Source organism: Kitasatospora sp. NPDC057015 (genome assembly GCF_042673745.1).
Classification (GTDB): domain Bacteria; phylum Actinomycetota; class Actinomycetes; order Streptomycetales; family Streptomycetaceae; genus Kitasatospora.
Genome location: NZ_JBHUSG010000030.1, coordinates 21619 through 43881 on the forward strand (window position 1 = coordinate 21619; position 22263 = coordinate 43881).

The 22263-nt window shown below is 73.0% G+C and carries 19 protein-coding genes; 6 read left to right on the top strand and 13 right to left on the bottom strand.

The annotated features are described in order from the left end of the window. Window positions 1-79: 79 nt before the first annotated feature. The 4 genes from ACFTWP_RS25090 to ACFTWP_RS25105 all read left to right on the top strand — a co-directional run bounded on the left by ACFTWP_RS25090 (window position 80) and on the right by ACFTWP_RS25105 (window position 4282). Entirely contained in the window at window positions 80-1426 is a 1347-nt protein-coding gene (locus ACFTWP_RS25090; protein WP_380267011.1) for an ABC transporter substrate-binding protein, read from the top strand. Continuing rightward, window positions 1423-2358 carry a carbohydrate ABC transporter permease gene (locus tag ACFTWP_RS25095; protein WP_380267012.1) on the top strand — a complete coding sequence of 312 codons (936 nt, stop codon included), beginning with the start codon at window positions 1423-1425 and terminating at the stop codon, window positions 2356-2358. Before ACFTWP_RS25090 ends, ACFTWP_RS25095 begins: the two co-directional genes overlap by 4 nt. 2 nt (window positions 2359-2360) lie before the next feature. Continuing rightward, entirely contained in the window at window positions 2361-3203 is an 843-nt protein-coding gene (locus ACFTWP_RS25100) for a carbohydrate ABC transporter permease (RefSeq protein WP_380267084.1), read from the top strand. A gap of 98 nt (window positions 3204-3301) precedes the next feature. Next, on the top strand, window positions 3302-4282 hold the full coding sequence (locus tag ACFTWP_RS25105; RefSeq protein WP_380267085.1) for a hydroxyacid dehydrogenase: 981 nt from the start codon (window positions 3302-3304) through the stop codon (window positions 4280-4282). Window positions 4283-4470: 188 nt separating this feature from the next. Here the strand turns inward: ACFTWP_RS25105 and ACFTWP_RS25110 are convergent, their stop codons facing one another. The 3 genes from ACFTWP_RS25110 to ACFTWP_RS25120 all read right to left on the bottom strand — a co-directional run bounded on the left by ACFTWP_RS25110 (window position 4471) and on the right by ACFTWP_RS25120 (window position 7273). Further along, entirely contained in the window at window positions 4471-5475 is a 1005-nt protein-coding gene (locus tag ACFTWP_RS25110) for an asparaginase (RefSeq protein ID WP_380267013.1), read from the bottom strand. Window positions 5476-5643: 168 nt separating this feature from the next. Next, the gene (locus ACFTWP_RS25115; RefSeq protein WP_380267014.1) at window positions 5644-6042 is read right to left on the bottom strand and encodes a hypothetical protein; all 399 of its coding nucleotides are present in this window, start codon (window positions 6040-6042) and stop codon (window positions 5644-5646) included. A gap of 199 nt (window positions 6043-6241) precedes the next feature. Then, on the bottom strand, window positions 6242-7273 hold the full coding sequence (locus ACFTWP_RS25120) for an asparaginase (RefSeq protein ID WP_380267015.1): 1032 nt from the start codon (window positions 7271-7273) through the stop codon (window positions 6242-6244). A 113-nt stretch (window positions 7274-7386) separates the two neighbouring features. Here ACFTWP_RS25120 and ACFTWP_RS25125 point away from each other — a divergent pair, with 113 nt between their 5' ends. Further along, a complete protein-coding gene (locus tag ACFTWP_RS25125) occupies window positions 7387-7860 on the top strand; it encodes an Lrp/AsnC family transcriptional regulator (protein WP_380267016.1) in 474 nt (157 codons plus the stop codon). A 155-nt stretch (window positions 7861-8015) separates the two neighbouring features. Here the strand turns inward: ACFTWP_RS25125 and ACFTWP_RS25130 are convergent, their stop codons facing one another. The 3 genes from ACFTWP_RS25130 to ACFTWP_RS25140 all read right to left on the bottom strand — a co-directional run bounded on the left by ACFTWP_RS25130 (window position 8016) and on the right by ACFTWP_RS25140 (window position 14352). After that, complete coding sequence (locus tag ACFTWP_RS25130; protein WP_380267086.1) at window positions 8016-10367, bottom strand: immune inhibitor A domain-containing protein; 2352 nt, start codon at window positions 10365-10367, stop codon at window positions 8016-8018. Window positions 10368-10575: 208 nt separating this feature from the next. Beyond that, on the bottom strand, window positions 10576-12357 hold the full coding sequence (locus tag ACFTWP_RS25135; protein WP_380267018.1) for a S8 family serine peptidase: 1782 nt from the start codon (window positions 12355-12357) through the stop codon (window positions 10576-10578). Window positions 12358-12552: 195 nt separating this feature from the next. Continuing rightward, window positions 12553-14352, bottom strand: coding sequence for a S8 family serine peptidase (locus ACFTWP_RS25140; RefSeq protein WP_380267020.1), 1800 nt, complete (start codon window positions 14350-14352; stop codon window positions 12553-12555). 286 nt (window positions 14353-14638) lie between these two features. Between ACFTWP_RS25140 and ACFTWP_RS25145 the strand changes: the two genes are divergently transcribed. Further along, on the top strand, window positions 14639-15592 hold the full coding sequence (locus ACFTWP_RS25145) for a helix-turn-helix domain-containing protein (protein WP_380267021.1): 954 nt from the start codon (window positions 14639-14641) through the stop codon (window positions 15590-15592). Between the two features lie 64 nt (window positions 15593-15656). On the opposite strand, the gene ACFTWP_RS25150 is transcribed toward ACFTWP_RS25145, so the two are convergent. The 7 genes from ACFTWP_RS25150 to ACFTWP_RS25180 all read right to left on the bottom strand — a co-directional run bounded on the left by ACFTWP_RS25150 (window position 15657) and on the right by ACFTWP_RS25180 (window position 22246). Further along, a complete protein-coding gene (locus ACFTWP_RS25150; protein ID WP_380267022.1) occupies window positions 15657-16610 on the bottom strand; it encodes a helix-turn-helix domain-containing protein in 954 nt (317 codons plus the stop codon). Window positions 16611-16801: 191 nt separating this feature from the next. Continuing rightward, window positions 16802-17836 carry an NAD-dependent epimerase/dehydratase family protein gene (locus ACFTWP_RS25155; RefSeq protein WP_380267087.1) on the bottom strand — a complete coding sequence of 345 codons (1035 nt, stop codon included), beginning with the start codon at window positions 17834-17836 and terminating at the stop codon, window positions 16802-16804. Between the two features lie 35 nt (window positions 17837-17871). Continuing rightward, window positions 17872-18834: an ATP-binding cassette domain-containing protein gene (locus ACFTWP_RS25160; protein ID WP_380267023.1), complete on the bottom strand. Its 963-nt coding sequence runs from the start codon at window positions 18832-18834 to the stop codon at window positions 17872-17874. A gap of 130 nt (window positions 18835-18964) precedes the next feature. Then, the gene (locus ACFTWP_RS25165; protein WP_380267024.1) at window positions 18965-19729 is read right to left on the bottom strand and encodes an ABC transporter permease; all 765 of its coding nucleotides are present in this window, start codon (window positions 19727-19729) and stop codon (window positions 18965-18967) included. After that, on the bottom strand, window positions 19726-20931 hold the full coding sequence (locus ACFTWP_RS25170) for a glycosyltransferase (protein WP_380267025.1): 1206 nt from the start codon (window positions 20929-20931) through the stop codon (window positions 19726-19728). Before ACFTWP_RS25170 ends, ACFTWP_RS25165 begins: the two co-directional genes overlap by 4 nt. Beyond that, on the bottom strand, window positions 20931-21335 hold the full coding sequence (locus ACFTWP_RS25175; protein WP_380267026.1) for an acyl carrier protein: 405 nt from the start codon (window positions 21333-21335) through the stop codon (window positions 20931-20933). Before ACFTWP_RS25175 ends, ACFTWP_RS25170 begins: the two co-directional genes overlap by 1 nt. Further along, entirely contained in the window at window positions 21332-22246 is a 915-nt protein-coding gene (locus ACFTWP_RS25180; RefSeq protein WP_380267028.1) for a methyltransferase domain-containing protein, read from the bottom strand. The genes ACFTWP_RS25175 and ACFTWP_RS25180 overlap by 4 nt, the downstream gene beginning before the upstream one ends. Window positions 22247-22263 lie beyond the last annotated feature (17 nt).

Here is a 22263-nt window from a genome sequence, read left to right on the forward strand (position 1 = left end):
GCAGCCAGTCGCCCCCCACCCCTCACGAGTCCGTCACCGGGCCGCCCACGGGCCGTGACATCCCCTTAGGAGCCGTGCCATGACCTCACCCGCGTTCTCCCGCCGCAGAGCCCTCCGCGCCACCGCCACCGCCACCGCGGCCGCGCTCTGCGTCACCCTTCTCGCCGCCTGCGGCAGCGACGGCGACAAGGCGGCCGGCGCCGACGACGGGAAGCCCGTCACCCTCTCCTTCTGGGGCTGGGCCAAGGGCACCAAGGACGTCGTGGCCGCCTTCAACGCGAGCCACCCGAACATCCAGATCACCTTCGAGGAGATCCCCTCCGGCAACGCCGGCGGCTACGCCAAGCTCTCCAACGCCGTCAAGGCCGGCAACGCCCCCGACGTGTTCAACGTCGAGTACCCGCAGCTGCCCGACTTCGTCAGCCAGGGCGCCGTCCAGGACATCAGCAAGCTCGTCGGCGCCGACCTGAAGGCCGAGTACCTGCCACAGGCCACCCAGCTCACCTCGCTCGGCGGCAAGACCTGGGCGCTGCCGCTGGACGCCGCGCCGCAGGCGTTCTACTACCGCAAGGACCTCTTCGAGAAGGCCGGCATAGCCGTGCCGAAGACCTGGGACGAGTTCCGCACCGCCGCCCAGAAGCTCAAGGCGGCCCAGCCCGACGCCCGCATCGCCACCTTCTTCCCGGACGACCCCACCGCCTTCGAGGCGATGGCCTGGCAGAACGGTGCCCACTGGTTCACCGCGGCCGACGACTCCTGGAAGACCGACCTGACCGCGCCCGAGACCAGGAAGGCCGCCGACTACTGGCAGAAGCTGCTGGACGAGGACCTCGTCCGCGTCCAGCCGTCCTTCAGCCAGCAGTGGACCGCCTCCCTGCAGAAGGGCGAGACCGCCGGCTACCTCGGCGCCTCCTGGGGCGGCGGCGTCCTGAAGGCGAACCTCGGCACCACGCCCGACGTCAACGGCAAGTGGGCGGTCGCCCCCATGCCCACCTGGGACGGCGCCCCCGCCAGCGGCATGCTCGGCGGCACCACCTTCGCCGTCTCCAAGGACAGCAAGAAGGCCAAGGCCGCCGTCGAGTTCGCCACCTGGGCCACCACCACCCCCGAGGGCTTCCAGGCCCGGATCGCCTCCGGCACCTCCTCCTCCTACCCCGCCGCCACCGCCCTCGTCCCCGTCGCCAAGCAGGCCTTCAACACCGACTTCTACGGCGGCCAGGACCTCTACGCCGTCTTCTCCGACGCGGCCAGGTCCATCAAGCAGGACTGGACCTGGGGCCCGGTCATGGGGGTCACCAACAACTCGCTGAAGGACTCCTTCGGCAAGGTCGCCGGGAAGACCGGCACCATCGACGAGGCGCTCACCGCCGCCCAGCAGGCAACCCTCGCCGAGCTCAAGAACCGCGGGTTGAAGGTCGCCCAGTGACGACCCGCACCAGGGCCGCCCGCGCCGCCACCGTCAGGCGGCGCGGGCGGTACGGGGCACCGGCCGTCCTGCTCGCCCCGTTCCTCGCCCTCTTCACGGCCTGCACCCTCGTCCCGGTCGGCTACGCGCTGGGGCTCAGCCTCTACACCGAACACAGCTCCGGTCTCGGCTTCGGCGGCAGCGAGAGCGTCTTCAGCGGACTCGACAACTACACCCGGGCCCTGGGGGACGAGGCGTTCCGCGACGGATTCCTCACCATCGCCCAGTACTGCGTGCTCTACATCCCGCTGATGACGGGCCTGGCCCTACTGCTGGCCCTGCTCCTGGACTCGGCGCTGACCCGGGCCAGGCGGTTCTTCCAACTCGCGCTGTTCATCCCGCACGCCGTGCCCGGCATCATCGCCGCACTGATCTGGATGTACCTGTACACCCCCGGCATCAGCCCGGTGCTCGACGTGCTGGACGCCCTCGGCGCCCAGCCCGACCCGCTCGGCCACCCGCTGCCGGCCGTGGTCAACATGGCACTGTGGCAGTGGAGCGGCTACAACATGGTCATCTTCTACGCCGCGCTCCAGGCCATCCCGCGCGAGGTCCTGGAAGCCGCCGTCGTCGACGGCGCAGGACCCCTTCGCACCGCCCTGAACATCAAGATCCCCCTGATCCGGCCCTCACTCGCCATGGTCGGCCTGTTCACCGTGATCGGTTCGCTCCAGCTGTTCACCGAGCCGATGATCCTGCACAACACCGCACCGGGCGTCACCTCCACCTGGACCCCCAACATGTACGTCTACACCGCCGCCTTCGAGCGGGGCGACTACGGCCTGGCAGCGGCCTCCTCCGTGCTGCTCGCGGTCGCCGCCGCCGGGCTCTCCTTCGTCGTCACCCGGGTGACGCGGTCCCGCTCCGAGCGCACCCCGGAGGCCCGCCGGTGAACATCCGCCGCCCCTGGACCCTCTCGAAGGGCGCCGTCAACGGCGCCCTCGTGCTGGCCACCGCCTACACCCTGCTGCCGCTGGGCTGGCTGCTCACCGCCGCCGCCAAGAACACGGCCGACCTGCTCGGCGGACGGCCGCTGACCGCCGCCAACCTCAACCTCGGGCAGAACCTCGCCGACCTCGCCACCACCGGCGACGGCATCTACTTCCGCTGGTACCTCAACTCCCTCCTCTACGCGGGGATCGGCTCCGTGCTCTGCGCGCTGGTCTGCGTGGCCGCCGGCTACGCCTTCCACGTCTACGCCTTCCCCGGCAAGGAGAAGCTGTTCGGCCTGGTACTGCTCGGCGTCCTTGTGCCCACCACCGCGCTCGCCCTGCCGATGTACCTGCTCGCCTCCGAACTCGGCGTCGTCAACACGTTCTGGGCCGTCTTCCTGCCCTCCCTGGTCAACCCGTTCGGGGTCTACCTCGCCCGGGTGTTCTGCGCCGGGTACGTCCCCGGCGAGGTCCTGGAGGCCGCCCGGATGGACGGTGCGGGGGAACTGCGCACCTTCTGGTCGATCGGGCTCAAGATGGTGATGCCCGGCTTCGTCACCGTCCTGCTGTTCCAGTTCACCGCCATCTGGAACAACTTCTTCCTGCCCCTGGTGATGCTCTCCGACAACGAGCTCTTCCCGGTCAGCCTCGGCCTCTACACCTGGAACACCCAGACCAAGGCCTTCCCCGAGTACTACCCGCTGGTCGTCACGGGCGCGCTGCTGGCCGTCGTCCCGCTCATCCTCGCCTTCGTCCTGCTCCAGCGGCACTGGAAGGCCGGTCTCACCGCGGGGAGCGTCAAGTGAGCAGCATCCGCCCCGCCCTCGCCCCGGAGACGCCCATGCCCGACACCCGCCCCGCGGGCACGACCGGCGGCGTCCACCGCCCCCGTGCCGTCCTCGCCATGCACCGGGACCTCGTCGGCCGACTGTTCGACGACCGCACCCTGGCCCGGCTGGCCGAGCTGGCCGACCTCGACCCCGCGCGGGTCCTCGACGACTTCACCACCCAGGAGGCCGTCACCTCCCTCGCCGAGGTCGAGGTCATCGTGTCCAGCTGGGGCTGCCCCCCGATCGACGACGCCGTCCTGGCCGCCGCCCCCCGGCTGCGCGCCGTGGTCCACGCGGCCGGATCGATCAAGCACCACATCACCGACGCCTGCTGGCGGCGCGGCATCCGGGTCACCTCCGCCGCCTGGGCCAACGCCCTGCCCGTCGCCGAGTACACCGTCGCCGCCGTCCTGCTCGCCAACAAGCAGCTCCTGCGGATCCGCGAGGACTACCGCAGCCGCCGGGCCCCGTACGACTGGCAGAGCGGCTACCGCGGCGCCGGCAACTACCGCCGGACCGTCGGCATCGTCGGCGCCTCCCGGATCGGCCGCCGGGTCATCGAACTGCTGCGCCCCCACGACCTCGACCTGCTGCTGCACGACCCGTACGTGGACGCGGTCGAGGCCGCCCGCCTCGGTGCCCGCGCGGTCGGGCTGGACGAGCTCTGCGCCGCCTCCGACACCGTCAGCATCCACGCCCCCGAGCTGCCGGACACCCTGCACCTGATCGACCGGCGCCGGCTCGCGCTGATGCGCGACGGCGCCACCCTCATCAACACCTCCCGGGGCGCCCTGGTCGACCAGGGCGCGCTGGAACGCGAACTCGCCTCCGGGCGGCTCGACGCCGTCCTCGACGTCACCGTCCCCGAGGTGCTGCCCGCCGACTCGCCGCTCTACGACCTGCCCAACGTGGTGCTCACCCCGCACATCGCCGGCTCGCTCGGCGGGGAGCTGCACCGGATGGCCGCCGCGGCCGTCGACGAACTGGCCCGCTACGCCGGCGGGCGGCCGTTCGCCCACCCCGTCCTCGCCGAGGACGTCCACCGCACCGCGTGATCCCCGCACCGCCCGATCGTGCGGTCCCACGCACCACGCACCACGCACCGGAGAACTCCCCGGCAGGACCCGCGGGCGGCCACGGCGACCACCGTGCCCGCCGGCGGGTCCTGCCGGCGTCTGCACGGTGTGGCGGTCCGGTCGTCCCCCCGGCGACGTCCGGGGGCGCCGCCGCGAGGGAGCCGCGTTCAGGCGGCTCGGGCCGGTTCGGGCAGGGCCAGGGTCCGGTGCAGCAGCTGTCGCCGCACGGTCGGGTCGTCGGAGGCCAGCAGCGCGCTGAGGACGGCGATGCGGGCCTGGCCCGCGCGGAGCGTCCCGGCCGGCAGCGCCCCCGCGGCGACCAGGTCGACCGCCCCTCCGTTGGTGTAGAGCTCGGCGACCGGGCCGCTCGGCACCCGGGTGGACAGGGCCACGAGCACGCCCTTCGCGCTCGCCTCGGCGACGGCCGCGACGAAGGCCGGGGTGGCGTTCCCGGCCCCGGTGGCCACCAGGACGACGCCCTGGGCACCGCCGGCGACCGCGGCCCTCAGCAGCATCGGGTCGGCGTCGCAGTGGTGCATCACCATGTCCACGCGCACGGGCGACCGGGTTGCCGCCGGCGGTGCGAGCAGGATCGGCTCGGACCTGATCGGGCGCCGGTGGAGAATGACGGTGTCGTCCCGGACCTCGCCGATCGGGCCCTCCTCCGGGTTGGCGAAGGCGTCCTGCGCGAGGGTGTGGAACTCGACCGTCCCGCGCGCGGCGAACAGCTTGCCGCCGAAGGCGACCAGGGTCCCGACACCGCTCACGGCGGAGGCGGCGAGCAGGGCGCCGCGCAGGTTGCGCGGCCCGTCGTCGCCCGGGAGGTCCAGCGGCTGCTGGGCACCGGTGAACACCACCGGGCGGGGGTCGTGGTGGTGGAGGTCGAGCAGGAACGCCGACTCCTCCAGCGTGTCCGTCCCGTGGGTGACGACGACCCCCTCCACGTCGGTCCGGGTGAAGAGCCGGCGGACGGCGCGCAGCAGGGTCAGCTGGTGGGCCGTGGTCATGAGCGGGCCGTCGAGGGTGCAGAGCTCGACGACCTCGACGGACATCCCGGGCGGGACCACCACCCTGGACAGGACCTCGCGCCCGCTCGCACTCGCCGCCCACCCTGTTTCGCGGCGGCGGGCGGCGATCGAGCCGCCGGTGGTGATGACGACGATCCGTCCCATGGTCCCCCCTGTTCCTCGATCGCCGGCCGGTCGTCGCTCGGGGACGGGGCCTGTCGAGAAGGCTAGATCCGACTCCCGCGATCCGACCCACCGGTTTGCCGCCACTGGCGGGAACCCGACCGGCAGCCGGATCAGGCGGGAAACCGGGTCGCGCTCAGCAGCCGACCGTCACCCGGGCCGTGCGCCCGCCGGTCGGACCGCCCCGGCGGGCACCCCGTGGCGCGAGCTCCACCACCCGGCATCCCCGCGCGCCTCCAGCTCGGCGACGACCGAGGCCGCCTCCGCCGCGTCCAGCGAGAAGACGAACGGCCCGGGCACCAGCACGGCGTCGATGACACCCGCCTCCGCCAGGCGCAGCAACCGCTCCCTCCCCGGGAGGCCGTCGGCGATCCGCAGTCCGTTGTCCAGGATCAGCAACGGCTCCGACACCCCGATCCCCGCCGCGACCTCCTGCAGGGCGCGCACGTGGCAGTCCATCCCCATCGGGTCGTAGGGGTAGCACCGGAGATAGATCGCCGGCCGCGGCTGCACGGCTCCGTCGACGCGTCGGCCGATCATGCTGTCCATTTCTCACCTGCAAGGTTTCGAACGGGGCGGGCGGAGGACTCGGATGCCTCCGACTGCTCCTCCCAGGTAATCCGCTCGGCCCGTAGGTATTCAATGAGGGCCACTACCCATCCCGCGGTATGTACGGATGGCCCGGTGGTCCGGGTGGCCCTGCTCCCGGTGGTCCGGGTTCCGGCGGGCAGTGTTCCGGCGGGCGGGGTCAGCAGGCGGGCGCCGGTCCGTGGTGGGCGCCGACGGCGGGCGCGTCGGGCGAGGCCGCCAGGACACGGCGCAGGACGGCTCGGCGCCCGGCCGGGTCGGGGGTGGCGAGCAGGGCGGCCAGCACGGCGATGCGCGCCTGGCCCGCGCGCAGCGTTCCGGTGGGAAGGGCGCCGGCGGCGACCAGGTCCACGGCGCCGCCGCAGGTGTAGATCTCGACCACCGGCCCGGCCGCCACCCGCGTGGTGAGGGCGACCGGGACGCCGCGTCCGGTGAGTTCGGCGACGGCCTCGACGAAGTGCGGGGTGGCGTTGCCCGCCCCGGTGGCCACCAGCACGATCCCCTCGGCCCCGGCGTCCGCCGCGGCGCGCAGCAGCAGCGGGTCGGCGTCGGTGTGGTGCATCACCATGTCGACCCTGAGCCGGGTGCGCGGCATCGGGGGCAGCGGCAGGGCCGCGGGCCGGGGCGACGGGTGACGGACCACCGCCCGGACGTCGCCGACCTCGCCGATCGGCCGGCCCGACGGGTCGGCGAAGGTGTCCAGGCGGAGGGTGTGGGTCTTGACGGTGCCGCGGGCGGCGTGCACCGTGCGGTCGAACACGACCACCGTGCCGACGCCGTCCAGGGTGGCCGCCGCGACCACCGCGTCCTTGAGATTGCCGGGTCCGTCCGCCTGCTCGGAGTCGGCGGGGAGCTGGGCCCCGGTGATCACGACCGGGCGGGAGTCGGCGTGGTGCAGGTCGAGCAGGAAGGCGGTCTCCTCCAGGGTGTCGGTGCCGTGGGTGACCACGATCCCGGCGACCTCGGGGCGCGCGAGTTCGCGGTGGACGGCGTGCAGCAGCGTCAGCTGGTGCGCCACCGTCAGGCGGGCGCTGTTCACGTTGAACAGCTCGGTCACGGTGACGGCGACGCCGGGCGGGAGCGGTGCCCTCGCCACCAGTTCCCGTCCGGGCGTGTCCGCGGCGTAGCCGGATCCCTGCCAGCGGCTGGCGATGGTCCCGCCGGTGGTGAGGACGACGATCTGCTTCTGCATGCGGCCGGGCCTTTCGCGTACCGGTGGGGTCGCCGCAACAGTAGGTGTTCGGGGCCGCAAGGCGATCGCCAGTTCTTCCGGGATCCCGCTGCTCCGTGGTGGAATATCGCGCCATGGACGAGATCGACAGACACATCTTGCGCGAGCTCCAGGCCGACGGGCGGCTCAGCAACCAGGAGCTGGCGCAGCGGGTCGGGCTGACCGCGTCACCGTGCATGCGCCGGGTCCGGCAGCTGGAGCAGGACGGGGTGATCGAGGGCTACCGGGCGATCGTCAACCCGGAGGCGGTGGGCCGGGGTTTCGAGGTGCTGGTCTCGGTCGAGGTACGGCGCGAACGCGAGTGCGTCGAGGCCTTCGAGGCGGCGCTGCGGGAGATCCCCGACGTGATCGAGGCCTACCGGCTCTTCGGCAGTCCCGGTTGCCTGCTGCGCGTCGCGGTCGCGGATCTCAAGGCGTACGAGCGGCTCTGGATCGAGCGGCTGACCTCGCTCGCCGGTGTGACCGAGGTGAACTCGCAGATCATCATGAAGCGGGTCAAGGAGTCCGCCGGCCTCCCGGTCTCCGCGGGCGCCCGCCGCAGCGGCTGATCCCGTCCCGTCCCGCCCCACCGGCTGGTTCCGCCCGGTCCCGTCGCGTCGCGGGTTCGCCGGCGCGGCCACCGGGCGCGCACGCCGGAGCGCCCGGCCCACCGTCCGCCGACGGCGGGCCGGGCGCCGACCACGGCACCCGCCCGGGCGGGGCGCTACCCGGCGGGCCGCACCATGATGATCGACTCCAGCTTGTCGGGGCTGTTCCACAGGAGTTCGATCCGGGTGCCGGTGTCGGGCACCCGGACGCTGCTGTACGGGTTCGCCGGGTCCCAGTACGAGCCGTTGTGGTCGTCGAACACCGGTACGCCCGGGGCGCTCGGAACGGTGGTGGGCACGTCGGCCCTCGGGAGGGTGATGCTCTCGGTGGCCTCGAAGCCGAAGGTCGAGTCGTAGCTCTGGACGCGGGTGCGCATCAGTGCGCCGTCCGACCAGCGCAGCGGAGCGGGGTGGGCGTCGACGGGGAGGACCAGGCCGCTGCCGGGGTGGTCGTAGACGTTGTCGTCCTCCTGCGAGCTGTCCCAGTACCAGATCAACAGGCCGTTCTGGTAGGGGAAGTGCTCCACCCGGTTCGGGTTCGCCTTGGACCCGAACACGTACGGCCCGGTCTTCAGGGTGGTGTCGTAGGAGGTGTACTGGCGGTTCTCGGCGAGGTAGTACTGCGGGTGGTCCTTGGTGAAGGTGCCGGTGGTGCGGGAGAAGCCCGCCGCCGTCCAGCCGTTGTCGCCCTGTTCGGCCCCGTCGGTGAAGAGGGTGGCGCCGTCCGCGACGGCGGTGAGTTCGTCGAGGGCGAGGCCCTTGAGGTGGGTGCTGCCGTCGGTCGTCACGTGGAACCGCACCTTGACGGTGTGCCCGGCGTACGCGTCGAGCGGGTAGGCGAGGGTGCCCCAGGCGCCCCCGGAGCTCCCGGTCAGCGCGGGGGTGTCGCTGGGGTTGGCAGGTATGGCGCTGCCGTTGAAGGTGCCGGCCAGTGCCGTCCAGGTCTCGCCGTCGTCGGCGGACGCCTCCGCGTACCCGTAGTCGAAGTCCTGCTCCAGGTCGTACCAGGCCTTGGCGGTGAGGGTGGCGGAGGCCCGCCCGGTGAGGTCGAGGTCGCGGGTGAGGGTGACGTTCTGGTTGTCGGCGCTGCCGCTCCACCACTCGACTCCGCCGGCGTACGGGTCGTTGACGTGGGTGGTGACGGTCTTCTTCGGGAGTTCGACGAGGAGTGCCTGCGGCAGCCGGGAGTTGAACTCGGCGGGGCCGGTGTGGTGGACGGAGGGCTGCCCGGCTGCGGCCTTGTCGTAGCTGAGCCAGCCGAGTTGGAGCTTGCTCCAGGCGTCGAGGTCGGCGGGCCGGTCGCCGATCTCGTCCTTCCCCTCGCCGAGCCAGGAGCCGGAGTTCATCAGCGACCAGTAGCCGACGGAGTTGTCGACGCCGTGCCCGCTGGTGTCGTAGAGGTCCGGCAGGCCGAGGTCGTGGCCGTACTCGTGGGCGAACACGCCGAGGCCGCCGTTCTCGGCCTGCATGGTGTAGTCGCCGACCCAGAGGCCGGTGTCGCCGACGGGGGTGCCGCCGAGCCTGTTGTGGGCCGGGCCGGTCTTGCCGGCGCCGGAGCCGTAGACGTAGCTGCGGTGGGCCCAGAGCGCGTCGCTCCCCTGGGCGCCGCCGCCCGCGGACTGGTCGACGCCGGCGTGGACGATCTGGAAGTGGTCCAGGTAGCCGTCGGGTTCGTTGAAGTCGCCGTCGTGGTCGTGGTCGTTGCGGTCCCACTGGTCGTACTGGGCGAGGTCGGCCTTGATCTGCGCGTCGGTCCGGCCCTTGGCCTTCTGGTCGGCTACCCAGGCTCCGACGGCGTCGCGGACGAGGTCCTGGGCGTTGGCGCAGACGGTGGCGCCGCAGTAGTCGGAGCCGTAGCGGGCCTCGTTCCAGGGCACCCTGACCCAGTCGGTGACGGTTCCGTCGACCGAGTAGCGGCCGGAGGACTGCTTCTCGTAGTAGGTCCGCAGGGAGTCCCCGGTGCTGTTGAAGTACAGGTCCTGGTAGTGCCGCCGGTCGTAGTCGGCGCGCCAGGCGGTGGAGTTGTCCCTGGCGCGGTCGGGCCGGGCGATCTCGTTGTGCGCCGGCCCCGGCGTACCGCCGTACTTGACGGTGCCGTCGGGGAGGGTGGTGGTGCCGTCGACCTGGTCGCCGAACTCCACCAGGACGGTGAAGATCCGGTCGGTGCGCTGGCGGGCGAGTTCGACGTACCGGCCGTCCCCGAGGCGCACCGAGCTGCCGGCGCCGTGCCGCTCCACGGTGGCGGTGCCCGCGACGAGCTGCTCGACGGCGGCCTTGCGGTCGGCCTCGGCCTTCTCGGTGAGCGGGCCGGGCAGGTTGTGCTCGGCGGACCGGGCGGGCGGCGCGTCGGCGGGGTCGTGCGGGGCCGGGGCGGCGGCTGCGCGATCGGCCGCCGCGGCGGCCGTGGCCGGGAGCAGGACGGCGCCGAAGGCGGCGGCGACCGCGATGGCGGTGGCCGCGGCGGTCATGGCGGATCTCTTCACGTGGGTGCGGTCCTCCGGTGATACCGGCGCGCGCGGTGCGCCGCCGGTGGCGGGATGAGGGACGGTGGCCCGAGCGGGTGGGGACGGGTGCGGTGCGGGCGTCCCGGTTCGCGTCCCTGCGGGACGGCCGGCGTGCGCCCGGTGGGGCCGGCCGGCCCGGTGTTCCGGGCCGGCCGGTGTCGGTGGGGCGTCGTCAGGACGCGGTGCAGAAGGTGATGTAGGTCTGCTTGGTGCAGCTGACGGTGGCGGTGGCGGTGCCGGTGGCGCCCCTCTTGTCGGTCACGGTGAGCCTGGCCGAGTAGGTGGCGGTCGCGGCGGGGTAGGTGTGGCTGGGCTTGAGGTCGGTGCCGGTGGTGCCGTCGCCGAAGTCCCAGCGGTAGGTGGCGACGCTGCCGTCCGGGTCGTAGGAGTCGGTGGCGTCGAAGCCGCACCAGGCCGCCGCGGTGCAGAAGCGGCTGAAGACGGCCACCGGCTTCTCGTTGACCGACGGGTCGGTGGCGCGCACGTAGGCGCTGTTGCCGCTGGTCCGGCCGGTGCTGTCGGTGACGGTCAACCTGGCGTTGTAGAGGCCGTAGTTGGCGTAGCTGTGGACGGGCTTGACGCCGGTGCCGGTGGTGCCGTCGCCGAAGTCCCAGCGGTAGGTCAGGCCGCTGCCGGAGGACAGGCCCGCGTCGAGGGTGCAGTTCCTGCCGGTGTCGTCGCAGGAGGCGGTGAAGGTGGCGTCGGGGCCGGCGGTGCCGCCGGCCGGGAAGACGGCCGGGTCGTGCAGGTCGAGGAGGGGCTCCTTGACGCCGTCGCCGGAGGTGTCGTTCCAGTTGGAGCTGCCGGAGTTGACGAGCCGGTCGCGGATGGCGAGGACGCCGGCCCGGTCGTGCGGCTTGGCCGCGCCGCGGGCCAGCCAGGCGGCGGCGCCCGCCACGTGCGGGGCGGCCTGCGACGTCCCGGAGTAGTTGGAGTAGCCGCCGTTCTTGAACGCGGACTGGATGCAGTCGCCGGGGGCCGCGATGTCCACGCCCCGGCCGAAGTTGCTGTAGTCGGACAGCGAGTCGTCGGTGTTCCGGTTGTTCTTGTTGCACCAGGCGAAGCTTCCGAGGCCGCCGGGCTTGCCGTCGGCGTCGCTGAGCGAGGAGACGGTGATCGCGTCCGGCACGTTCGCGGGGCTCTGGTTGGACACGTCGCGGTGGTCGTTGCCGGCCGAGACGACCACCACGACGCCCTTGGCGACGGCCCGGTTGACGGCGTCGACGACGGCCTGCTCGGTGCCGTCGAAACCGAGGCTGAGGTTGGCTACCTCGATCTCGTCGGAGTGCGCGGTGACCCAGTCGATGCCGTTGACGATCTCCTCGGTGGAGCCCTCGCCCTCGCTGTTGAGGACCTTGACCGACCACAGCCGCGCCCCGGGGGCGACGCCGACGTAGCCGATGCCGTTGTCCAGGCCGCCGATGATGCCGCCGACGTTGCTGCCGTGCCCGTTGTCGTCGGTACCGGCGTTCTCCACACAGGAGTTGACGCCAACGCAGTTGACGCGGCGGACGACGTTCAGGTCCGGGTGGTAGTAGTCCGTGCCGGTGTCGATCACCGCGACGTCCACGTCCGCGCGCTGGTCGCGGCCGTCACCGACCTTGAGGCCGGTGTTGGCGGGGGCGAGGGTGCGGCTGGTGCCGTTCGGGGTGGTCTGGCCGTCGGCGTGGCCGGTGGCCGACGCCTCGACGTACTTGACCGCCGGGTTCAACCGCAGGGCGGCGACCGCACCCGAACTCAGCTCCGCGGAGAAGCCGTTGAGGGCCGATCGGTAGACCGACCGGAGCCGGGTGCCACCGGTGTCGGCGGCGAGGGCCGCGGGATCGATCGTGCTGCCGTCCTTCAGGACGACGATGTAGTGGCTGGCGGGCTCCTGGGCGACGGCGGGGGTGACCGAGCCGAGGGCCGTGACCGCGGCCAGCGCGAGGCCGGCGAATATGGCGGTCCGCTTCATGCTTCCTCCTCGTGGGGGTGTGGGAAGGTGCCGAGAACACTAGGGGTTTGACCGTCTGACGTGGTGTCGGAAATGCGACCCTGGCGGCAACCCGACAGGCCGCCGGATCGAGTCCGGACAGCACGCCGCGCCCGGTCCGCCGGGAGGGCGGGCCGGGCGCGGCTCGGATCGAGGGAGGGTCGGGAGGAGCGAGGGTCAGGAGGCGGAGCAGAGCATGTAGTACGGGTACTTGGTGCAGGTCACGGTGGTGCTCGCGCTGCCGGTGCCGCCCTGGTCGTCGGTGACCGTCAGCGTCGTGCTGTACGTGCCGGAACTGCCGTACGGGAAGGTGTGGCTGGGCTGCGCACCGGTACCGGTGGTGCCGTCGCCGAAGTTCCAGCTGTATCCGGCGACCGTGCCGTCGGGGTCGTAGGACTTGGCGGCGTCGAAGGAGCAGTTGCCGTTGACGGTGCAGAAGGCGCTCACGACGGCGGTCGGCTTGTCGTTGTGCCCCGGCTCCAGCAGCCGGAAGGTGGTCCGGTTGCCGCTGGTGCGGCCCGCGCCGTCGGTGACGGTCAGCGCCACGCTGTAGGTGCCGTACGCCGCGTACGTGTGCGTGGGCTTGGCACCCGTGCCGGTGGTGCCGTCGCCGAAGTCCCAGCGGTACGTCGGGCCGTTGCCGGTGGAGAGCGAGGCGTCGAAGGTGCAGGCCCGCGAGGCCCGGTCACAGGCCGGGACGAAGGTGGCGTCGGGGCCGGCGGTGCCGCCGGCCGGGAAGACGGCCGGGTCGTGCAGGTCGAGGAGGGGCTCCTTGACGCCGTCGCCGGAGGTGTCGTTCCAGTTGGAGCTGCCGGAGTTGACGAGCCGGTCGCGGATCGCGAGGACCCCGGCCCGGTCGTGCGGCCTGGCCGCGCCGCGGGCCAACCAGGCGGCGGCGCCCGCCACGTGCGGGGCGGCCTGCGACGTCCCGGAGTAGTTGGAGTAGCCGCCGTCCTTGAGCGCCGAGCGGATGCAGTCGCCGGGAGCCGCGATGTCCACCCCCCGGCCGAAGTTGCTGTAGTCGGACAGCGAGTCGTCGGTGTTCCGGTTGTTCTTGTTGCACCAGGCGAAGTCACCGAGACCGCCGGGCTTGCCGTCGCCGTCGCTGAGCGAGGAGACGGTGATCGCGTCCGGCACGTTGGCCGGGGTCTGGGTGGAGACGTCCTTGTGACTGTTGCCGGCCGAGACGACCACCACGATGCCCTTGGCGATCGCCCGGTTCACCGCGTCCTTGACCGCCTGCACGTCGCCGTCGAAGCCGATCGAGATGTTGGCGACCTCGATCTCGTCGGAGTGCGCGGTGACCCAGTCGATGCCGTTGACGATCTCCTCGGTGGAGCCGCTGCCCTTGCTGTTGAGCACCTTGACGGACCAGAGCCGGGCGCCCGGGGCGACGCCGACGTAGCCGACGCCGTTGTCCAGCTCGCCGATGACGCCGCCGACGTTGCTGCCGTGCCCGTTGTCGTCCGTCCCGGCGTTCTCCACACAGGAGTTGACGCCCACGCACATCACCCGGCGGACCACGTTCAGGTCCGGGTGGGTGTAGTCGGTACCGGTGTCGATCACCGCCACGTCCACGTCCGCCCGCTGGTCCAGGCCGTCGCCGACCTTGAGACCCGCGTTGGCGGTCACCTGGGCCCGGCTCACGCCGTTGGGCACCGCCTGCGCGTCGGCGTGGCCGGTGGCCGACGCCTCGACGTACTTGACCGCCGGGTTCGACCGCAGCGAGGTGACCGCACCCGGTGTCAGGTCCGCCGAGAAGCCGTTGAGTGCCGACCGGTAGACCGAGCCGAGGCGGATCCCGCCGGAGCTCCGGGCGACCGCCGCGGGGTCGGCGGCCGTCCCGTCCTTCAACACCACGACGTAGCGGGCGCTCTCCGGCCCGGCGCTGCCGGCGTCCTGGGCCGCCGCCGGGCCCGGTCCCGTTCCTGCCACCGCTGCGAGCATCAGGCCGGCGAGTATTGCGGTGCGCTTCATGCTTCCTCCTTGTGGGGGTCGGGAAGATGCACGGAACGCTAGGGCTGACAGCCCGCCAGGTGGTGTCGGGAACCCCTCCCCGGCGGCAATCCGACATGATCGGCGGGCTCGGAGACCTACACTGGCCGGGCGGGCGGTCCACCGGTGGCGCCGCCCCGACGGGAGAGATGTCACGAGGTCCCGGGAAGACCGTGGCGGCCCGCGGACGCCGCGCCACCCGCCCCCGCGAGGTCCGCCGGCCGGGTCGATCCGGAACCGCCCCCACACAGGATCAGGAACCACTAGCGTGCTGGACGCCCTCGGAGTCTCCAAGCAGCAGGAACAGGTCTACCGGGCGCTGCTGCGCCAGCCGGAGCAGACGCTCGCCGAACTGGCCGAGGCCACCGGCCATCCGGTCGGCAGCCTGCGCCGGCACCTCCAGGAGCTGCGGACGAACGGCCTCGTCGTCAAGGCCCCGACCCGTCCGGCCCGGTACCGCCCCACACCCCCCGAGCTCGCCATCGACGTACTGGCCCTCAGCGTCCACCAGCGCGTCGACCAGGCCAAGCTGGCGGCGGCCGAGCTGGCCGAACTGTGGCAGCAGGGCCGCCTGGAGCAGGAGCCGCCGGTACAGATCGTCCAGGGCCCCGACGCCAACATCCAGTACTTCCAACAGGTGCAGCGCTCCACCACGCAGGAGGTCCTCACCTTCGACATGCCGCCGTACGTGATGGCGGGGGTGGCCGGCCAGACCGACGTGCAGCTGGAGCTGATGGCCCGCGGCGTCACCTACCGGACGATCTACGACCGCACGGCGCTGGCGGACGCCGAGCAGCTGGCCCTGGCCCGCTCCCTCACCCGGCAGGGGGAGAAGGCCCGGGTGGTGGACGGCCTGCCGATGAAGCTGCTGATCGCCGACCGCTCCACCGCCCTCGTCCCGTTCGTGCTCTCGGAGGAGCGCCAGACCCTGGTGCTCAAGGCGTCTCCGCTGCTCGACGGGCTGATCGCGCTGTTCGAGGCGCAGTGGCGGACGGCGACGCCGCTGTGGGGCGCCGGCGCCCGTGCCGACGCCATCAGCGAGGCGGACGCGCAGCTCCTCGGCTTCGCCGCCGCCGGGGACACCGACGAGATCATCGCCCGCAAGATCGGCGTCAACAAGCGCACCGTCGAGCGCCGGATGCGCCGCCTGATGGATCAGTTGGGGGCTCGGACCAGGTTCCAGGCGGGCCTGCAGGCGGCCCGACAGGGTCTGCTGGGCTGACCGCGGGCGAGGCAGGTGCGGACCCCGACGCCGAGGCCGGCGGGCCGCCACGCCCGGCGGGCGCTCAGTCGATCAGCCCTCGGCGCCCGGCCTGCAGCCCGGCCTGGAACCTGGTCCGGGCACCGAGGCGGTCCATCATCTGACGCATCCGCCGCTCCACGGTCCGCTTGCTCAGCCCGGTGGTCCGGGCGATCACCTCGTCCGTGTACCCGGCTGCCGCGAGGCCGAGCAGCCGCTCCCCCATCGGGTCCAGAATGTCCCCGGCCCGCAGCGACCACAGCGGGGTCGCCCGCTCCCAGAGGAACTCGAACACCGCCACCAGCCCGTCCAGCAGGGGCGAGCGGTCCAGCACCACGCTGTGCCGGACGTCCTCCAGGGCGAACGGGACCAGTGCGCTCGACCGGTCCGTGATCAGCAGCTTGAGCGGCACGCCGTCGTACACCCGCGCCTGCTCGCCGCCGCGGGACAGTTCGTGCGCCCGCTCGATCTGCCCGGGTTCGGCGAGCGACAGCCGGTCGTAGACCGTCCGGTAGCTCACGCCCTGCGCCATCCGCTCCAGTTGCAGTTGGTGCTGCGGGGCGATCCCCTCCGCCAGGTAGGGCGGCCGGTCCAGCATCAGCACCTCGCGACTGGCCGTCAGCTGCGTCTGCAGGAACCGCTGGGTGTTGACGTCCTCGCCCTGGATGACCCGGATCGGGGCCGCCAGCCCGGGCTCGGCGGCCCGTCTGATCCTGCCGAACTCGGCCGCCGCGAGCCTGGCCTGGTCGATCTGCCGGTGCCGGTCCAACGCCAGCACCTCGAAGGCGAGTTCCGGCGGAGCCGCGCGGTACCGCGCCGGGCGGTGCGAGGTCCGGTTCACCAGCCCCTTGTCCTCCAGCTCCCGCAGCCACCGGCCGGCCTGCGTCGCGTCGCACCCGCAGGACGCGGCCACCGCCCCGACGGAGCACTCGGACATCCGCAGCACGGACCGGTACGCCTGCTCCTCCCCCTCGGACACCCCGAAGGCACTCAACAGCACGGCGCTCCTCCTCTCCCGGTGACGGATCCGCTCCGACCCTAGGAGCAGCGCCACGCGCCGGAAACGACGGATTGCCGACACTGTCGGGAAATCCCACGGCCGACGTGCGTGAGCCGGCCGTCGCCGGCCCCGGCCGCCGACTCGCCCACCACCCCCTCCGGGGCACCCCCTCCTGCCCGGGAGGGGGCCGGTCAGCGACCGCCGGGGGCGAGGCCGGCGAACCAGCCGATCGTCATCGCCAGGCCCTTGTCGAAGTCGACGACCGGCTGCCATCCGAGCGCCGCCCGGGCCAGGGCGATGTCGGGTCGGCGCAGGGTCGGGTCGTCGCCGGGCCGCTCGACGAACTCGACCGGCGAGGCCGAGCCGCACAGCTCGCGGATGTGCTCCGCCAGCTCCAGGACGCTGAGCTCGACCGGGTTCCCGATGTTGATCGGCCCCTGGTGCCCGCTGGCGGCGGCGGCCAGGATGCCGCTCACCGTGTCGTCCACGTAGCAGATCGACCTGGTCTGCCCGCCGTCGCCGGCCACCGTGAGCGGCTGCCCGGCCAGGGCCTGGGTGATGAAGGTCGGCACCGCCCGCCCGTCGGTGGGCCGCATCCGCGGACCGTAGGTGTTGAAGAGCCGGACGATCACCGTGTCCACGCCCAGGGCGGTGCGGTAGGCCGTGGTCAGCGCCTCGGCGTAGCGCTTGGCCTCGTCGTACTGGCTGCGCGGGCCGACCGGGTTGACGTTGCCCCAGTAGGACTCGATCTGGGGGTGGATCAGCGGGTCGCCGTAGACCTCGGAGGTGGAGGCCAGCAGGAACCGGGCGTCCTTCCTGCGCGCCAGCTCCAGGGCGTTCAGGGTGCCGTGCGCGCCGGCCCTGAGCGTCTCGATCGGGTGCCTCGCGTAGTCGTGCGGCGAGGCCGGCGAGGCGAGGTGGAGCACCAGGTCGACCGGCCCCTCGACGTCGAACTCCTCCGAGACGTCGCTGAGGTCCAGGACGAACCCCGGGTCGTCGGCCCGGGCGGCCAGGTTGTCGACCGAGCCGGTCAGCAGGTTGTCGACGCAGACCACCGCGGTGCCCTCGTCCCGCAGCCGGTCGCACAGGTGCGAGCCGACGAAGCCCGCGCCGCCGGTGACCACCGCCCGGCGCACCCTGCGGCCCTCGTCCGGACCGCTCCCGCTCGGGCCCCCGCCCGGGGCGGCCCCGCCCGAACCGCCTTCGCCGGAACCGCTCCGGTCCATCTGGTCCTCCTCCTTCGTCGCACCGCGCGTCATGGTCAGGACTCCCGCAGGGAGCGGCCGGTCTTGGTGAGGAACACGTCGTCCAGGGTCGGGCGGTGCAGCTCGATGGTGGCCAGCTCGATCCCGGCGTCCGCCAGCGCCCGCATGATCTGCGGCATCGCCGTCTCGCCGACGTCCACCGACAGGCGCAGCGCGCCGTCCTCGCGCACCTCGGCCGAGCGCACGCACTCCTGCCCGGCCAGTACCTCGGACGCCTTCTGCGCGGTCTCGGCCTCGGCCACGCCGACGGTGACCACCTCGCCCGCGATCGAGCGCTTGAGCGCGGCCGGGGTGCCCTCGGCGACGATGCCGCCGCCGTCGATGATGCCGATCCGGTCGCAGAGCGCGTCGGCCTCGTCCAGGTAGTGCGTGGTGAGGAAGACGGTCATGCCGTCGCTGCGCAGCCGGCGGATCTCCTCCCACATGTGCGCGCGGCTCTGCGGGTCCAGGCCCGAGGTGGGCTCGTCGAGGAAGAGCACCCGGGGCCGGTGGATCACACCGAGGGCGATGTCCACCCGGCGGCGCTGTCCGCCGGAGTAGGTGCGGCAGTTGCGGTCGGCGTACTCGGTGAGGTCGAAGGCGTCCAGGGCGGCCACCGCCCGGCTCTGCGCCTCGGCCTTGCCGATGCCGTGCATCCGCGCCTGCATCACCAGTTCCTCACGGGCCGTCACGTCGTCCCAGGTGCCGCCGCCCTGGGCGATGTAGCCGATGCTCCGGCGGACCTCGGCCTGCTGGGTGCGCAGGTCGGCGCCGGCGATGACGGCCTCGCCGCCGTCCGGCCGCAGCAGCGTGGCGAGCATCCGCAGCGTGGTGGTCTTGCCGGCGCCGTTGGGGCCGAGGAATCCGTAGATCTCGCCCTCGGCCACGCTGAGGTCCAGACCCGCGACGGCGTCCACGGTGGCGGACTTCCGGCGGCGCCCGGTCTGGAAGGACTTCCGCAGTCCGCTGGTCTCGATCATCAGGGTCCTTGTCAGGTGGCGGGGATCAGTGCGGGTACGGGCGCGGGGGTGCGCACGCGTACGGCGGCGGGGGTGGGTGGAGGAGGCGTCGCGACCGGTACGAGTACGGGCATGGGTACGGGTACGGGCGTCAACGGACGGAGCGGGCGAACAGCCGGGCCGACCAGGTCAGCGCCGCCGCCGCCACGGCGGCCAGCAGCAGGATGCTCTGCCAGACCGCGGGGGCTCCCGGGTGGCCGGCGAACAGCGCGCGCATGCCGACGACGGCCCAGCTGAACGGGTTCCAGTCGGAGGCCCGGCGCAGCCAGAGCGGTGCCAGCGCGAGCGGCAGCAGGGTGCCCGACAGCAGCATCAGCGGCTGCGCCAGGTTGTTGACCAGCTGGCCGAGCACGTTCGGGTCGCTCACCCTGAGCGCGATGCCGTACGAGATCGAGGCGCTGCTCAGGGTGATCAGGGCCAGCAGCACGTAGGCGAGCAGCAGGTCCTGGATCCGTACGAAGAGTCCGAGCGGCATCGACAGCACGATGATGATGCCCGCCTGGATCACCAGCGTCACCACGTCCCGCAGGGCCCGGCCGAGCAGCAGCGCCACCCGGCTCACCGGCGTGACCCTGGCCCGCTCGATGACGCCCGAGCTCAGCTCGGCGAGCAGGCCGAAACCGACGTACAGGCCGCCGCCGAGCGCCAGGGCGACCAGCATGCCGGGTACGTAGATCCGGTAGGCGTCGGTCATCGAGCCGGCGCCCATGGAGGCCAGCGCGGGCTTGAGCAGCGGTGCGAACAGGGCCAGGTAGACGACCGGTTGGGCCACCCCCAGCACGATCGAGGCCGGGGACCTCACCATCAGCAGCAGGTGCCGCTGGAACACCAGCCAGGTGTCGCGGAGCGTCTTCACGTCGGTGCGCTTCCCATTCTTTCGGTGGTCCGGGTGGTGTTGCTGATCGGGGCGGGCCCGGAGAGCAGGGTCTCCAGGGCGGCCGCGGCGGCCGGTGCGCCCCCGGCGGCGGCGAAGGAGGCCGCCACCGCGCGTGCCGCGGCGCGGTAGGACGGGTCGTCGAGCACGGCCAGCAGGGCCTCGCGCAACGGGGTCGGCCGGACGCTCGCGAACCGGACCCGGAGGCCGGCGCCGGCCGCCGCGACCTGCGCGGCGTTGATCGGCTGGTCCCCCTTGATCGGGGCGACCACCAGCGGCACCCCGTGGGCCAGCGCCTCGCAGACGGTGTTCAGCCCGCCGTGCGAGACCACCGCGTCCAGCCGGGGCATCAGTTCCAGCACCGGCACCCGGGGGCGGACCAGCACGTTCGCGGGCGGGTCCGCCACCGTGCCGTCCGGCGCCGCGATGACGGCCTGCACGCTGTCACCGAGCGGGCGCAGCGCCTCCACCACCCGGGCGTGGAACTCCTGGGCGAGGTCGAGCGACAGGGTGCCCACGGTGACCAGCACGTGGCGTCGGCCGGGATCGAGCCAGTCCCAGGGGAAGGCGGTGTCCGGGGCCCTCGGCGCCAGTGCGGGGCCGACCAGGGCGGCGTTGGCGAGCCACTCCAGCGGGCCGGTCAGGGCCTCGCCGGTGAACCCGACCAGCAGGTGCGGTGAGAAGCGCAGGTCGTGCGGCGGCTCGCCGGGCAGCCCGGCCGCCGTCCACATCGCCGCCATCCGCTGCTGGAGCCACGCCTCCACCCGGGGCAGGGCGCGGTAGGGGCGGGTGAGTTCCATGGTGGTCGGCGCCATCGAGGCCCAGGGCAGTCCGGCCCGGTGGGCGGCGAGCGCGCCGGCTACCGCGTGCTGGTCCACCGCGAGGACGTCGGGGCGGAAGGCCGCCACCGCCCGTTCGATGCCGGGGAGCGTGCTCCGCGCGTGCGGGACGATGTAGCCGTCCCAGCGCGACTTGGCGGCGGCCATCCCCCGGTCGGCCTGGCCGCGGTGGGCCCGCAGCGGGATCGGGGCGATCGCCGCGTCCGGGCCGAGCAGCGGCCGCAGGAACGCCTCGGAGCCGGCCCAGAGCACCTCGTGCCCGCGTGCGACCAGCTCCCCCGACACGGCGGCCAGCGGGTTGACGTGGCCGGTCAGCGGCAGCGAGACGAAGAGGTAGCGCCCCATCAGGAACCGTCCGCGGCAAGCATGACGGGCGTACCGGACTCGCCCGGCGCGACCGGCCCGGTGGCCGGACCCGGCGTACTCGGCGCGACCGGCCCGGTGGCCCCGACGGCCGGACCGTCGCTGCGCCGGGCGGCCACGTGGGCCGCCACGTCCGCGACGGTCAGCGCGATGATCTGGTCGATGTCGAGCCCGGCCACGTGCGCCACCAGGTCGACGCCGTCCCCGTACTCGCGGCGCAGCGCCAGGTTCCAGGCGGCCAGCTCGTGGCTCTCCAGCAGTAACTCGCCGTCGATCCGGGTGTCCGGTCCGACGGCGTCCAGCCAGGCCCGGTCCTCGCCGACGACCTCTCGCAGGAGCTCGGCGATCCGGCGGAGGAGCCCCTGCTCGGCCGGGCTCGCGCTCATGACACCGGGCCGGGCTGCGGCGCCTGCGGGGAGTCCTGCGACGGCTTGACGGCACGCAGTGCGCCGTAGGTGATGACGCCGGTGTCGAAGCCCTTCTTCATCAGCGGCCCCGCGTGGAAGAAGCCGAGGACGTCCACGCCGCGCTCGCGGGCCAGGTCGCGCATCACCGTCCGGCCCCGCTCGAACTGCTGGATCTGTGCGAAGCCCGGGTCCCAGGAGTTGGCGACGGCGCCGCTCCAGTCCACCGTGGCGACGTCGGTGAAGCCGGCCGCGCGGGCCAGCCGCTCGTGCTCCTCCAGCGAGGAGAAGTCGGGCATCACCTGGTGCACCAGGATCTGCCGGACGAGCTCGCGCTCGTCGTCGTCCAGTTCGCCGTCGCGCACCGACCAGGTGGCGACGGCGAGCGTGCCGCCCGGGGTGAGCAGTCGCATCGCCTCGGCGAAGAAGGCCTCCCGGTCGGCGATGTGCATCAGGCTCTCCAGGGCCCAGACCACGCCGAAGGACTCGTCCGGGTAGCCGTTGGCGAGCGCGTCCAGCTGGTGGAAGCGGGCCCGCTCGGCGACGCCGGCGGCCTGCGCCTTCTCGTTGGCCCTGGCGGCCTGCGCCGCGCTGAGGGTGATTCCCTCGACGGTGCAGCCCAGCGCCCCGGCGAGGTGCAGGGCCGGCCCGCCGATGCCGCAGCCGACGTCGAGCACGCGCGATCCGGCGGGCAGGCCGGTGTAGTCGACCAGCTCGTGGACCAGCCGGTCGGTGGCCGCGTGCCGGTCCGCGCCGTTCAGGCCGGGGACCTCTCCCGGATCCCAGAAGCCGTGGTGGACGTGCTCGCCCCACAGGTCCTCGTACAGATCGAGGGTGATGTCGTAGTAACGCTCCACGGCCGAGTTCAGGCCGGAGTCGATGGCTGGTTCCACGTGATGCCGATCCTCGA

Coding starts and splice junctions, on each gene's coding strand:
- ACFTWP_RS25090 (WP_380267011.1), top strand. CDS start 80: ATGACCTCACCCGCGTTCTCCCGCCGCAGAGCCCTCCGCGCCACCGCC.
- ACFTWP_RS25105 (WP_380267085.1), top strand. CDS start 3,302: ATGCACCGGGACCTCGTCGGCCGACTGTTCGACGACCGCACCCTGGCC.
- ACFTWP_RS25110 (WP_380267013.1), bottom strand. CDS start 5,475: ATGGGACGGATCGTCGTCATCACCACCGGCGGCTCGATCGCCGCCCGC.
- ACFTWP_RS25115 (WP_380267014.1), bottom strand. CDS start 6,042: ATGGACAGCATGATCGGCCGACGCGTCGACGGAGCCGTGCAGCCGCGG.
- ACFTWP_RS25120 (WP_380267015.1), bottom strand. CDS start 7,273: ATGCAGAAGCAGATCGTCGTCCTCACCACCGGCGGGACCATCGCCAGC.
- ACFTWP_RS25125 (WP_380267016.1), top strand. CDS start 7,387: ATGGACGAGATCGACAGACACATCTTGCGCGAGCTCCAGGCCGACGGG.
- ACFTWP_RS25130 (WP_380267086.1), bottom strand. CDS start 10,367: ATGACCGCCGCGGCCACCGCCATCGCGGTCGCCGCCGCCTTCGGCGCC.
- ACFTWP_RS25135 (WP_380267018.1), bottom strand. CDS start 12,357: ATGAAGCGGACCGCCATATTCGCCGGCCTCGCGCTGGCCGCGGTCACG.
- ACFTWP_RS25140 (WP_380267020.1), bottom strand. CDS start 14,352: ATGAAGCGCACCGCAATACTCGCCGGCCTGATGCTCGCAGCGGTGGCA.
- ACFTWP_RS25155 (WP_380267087.1), bottom strand. CDS start 17,836: ATGGACCGGAGCGGTTCCGGCGAAGGCGGTTCGGGCGGGGCCGCCCCG.
- ACFTWP_RS25160 (WP_380267023.1), bottom strand. CDS start 18,834: ATGATCGAGACCAGCGGACTGCGGAAGTCCTTCCAGACCGGGCGCCGC.
- ACFTWP_RS25170 (WP_380267025.1), bottom strand. CDS start 20,931: ATGGGGCGCTACCTCTTCGTCTCGCTGCCGCTGACCGGCCACGTCAAC.
- ACFTWP_RS25175 (WP_380267026.1), bottom strand. CDS start 21,335: ATGAGCGCGAGCCCGGCCGAGCAGGGGCTCCTCCGCCGGATCGCCGAG.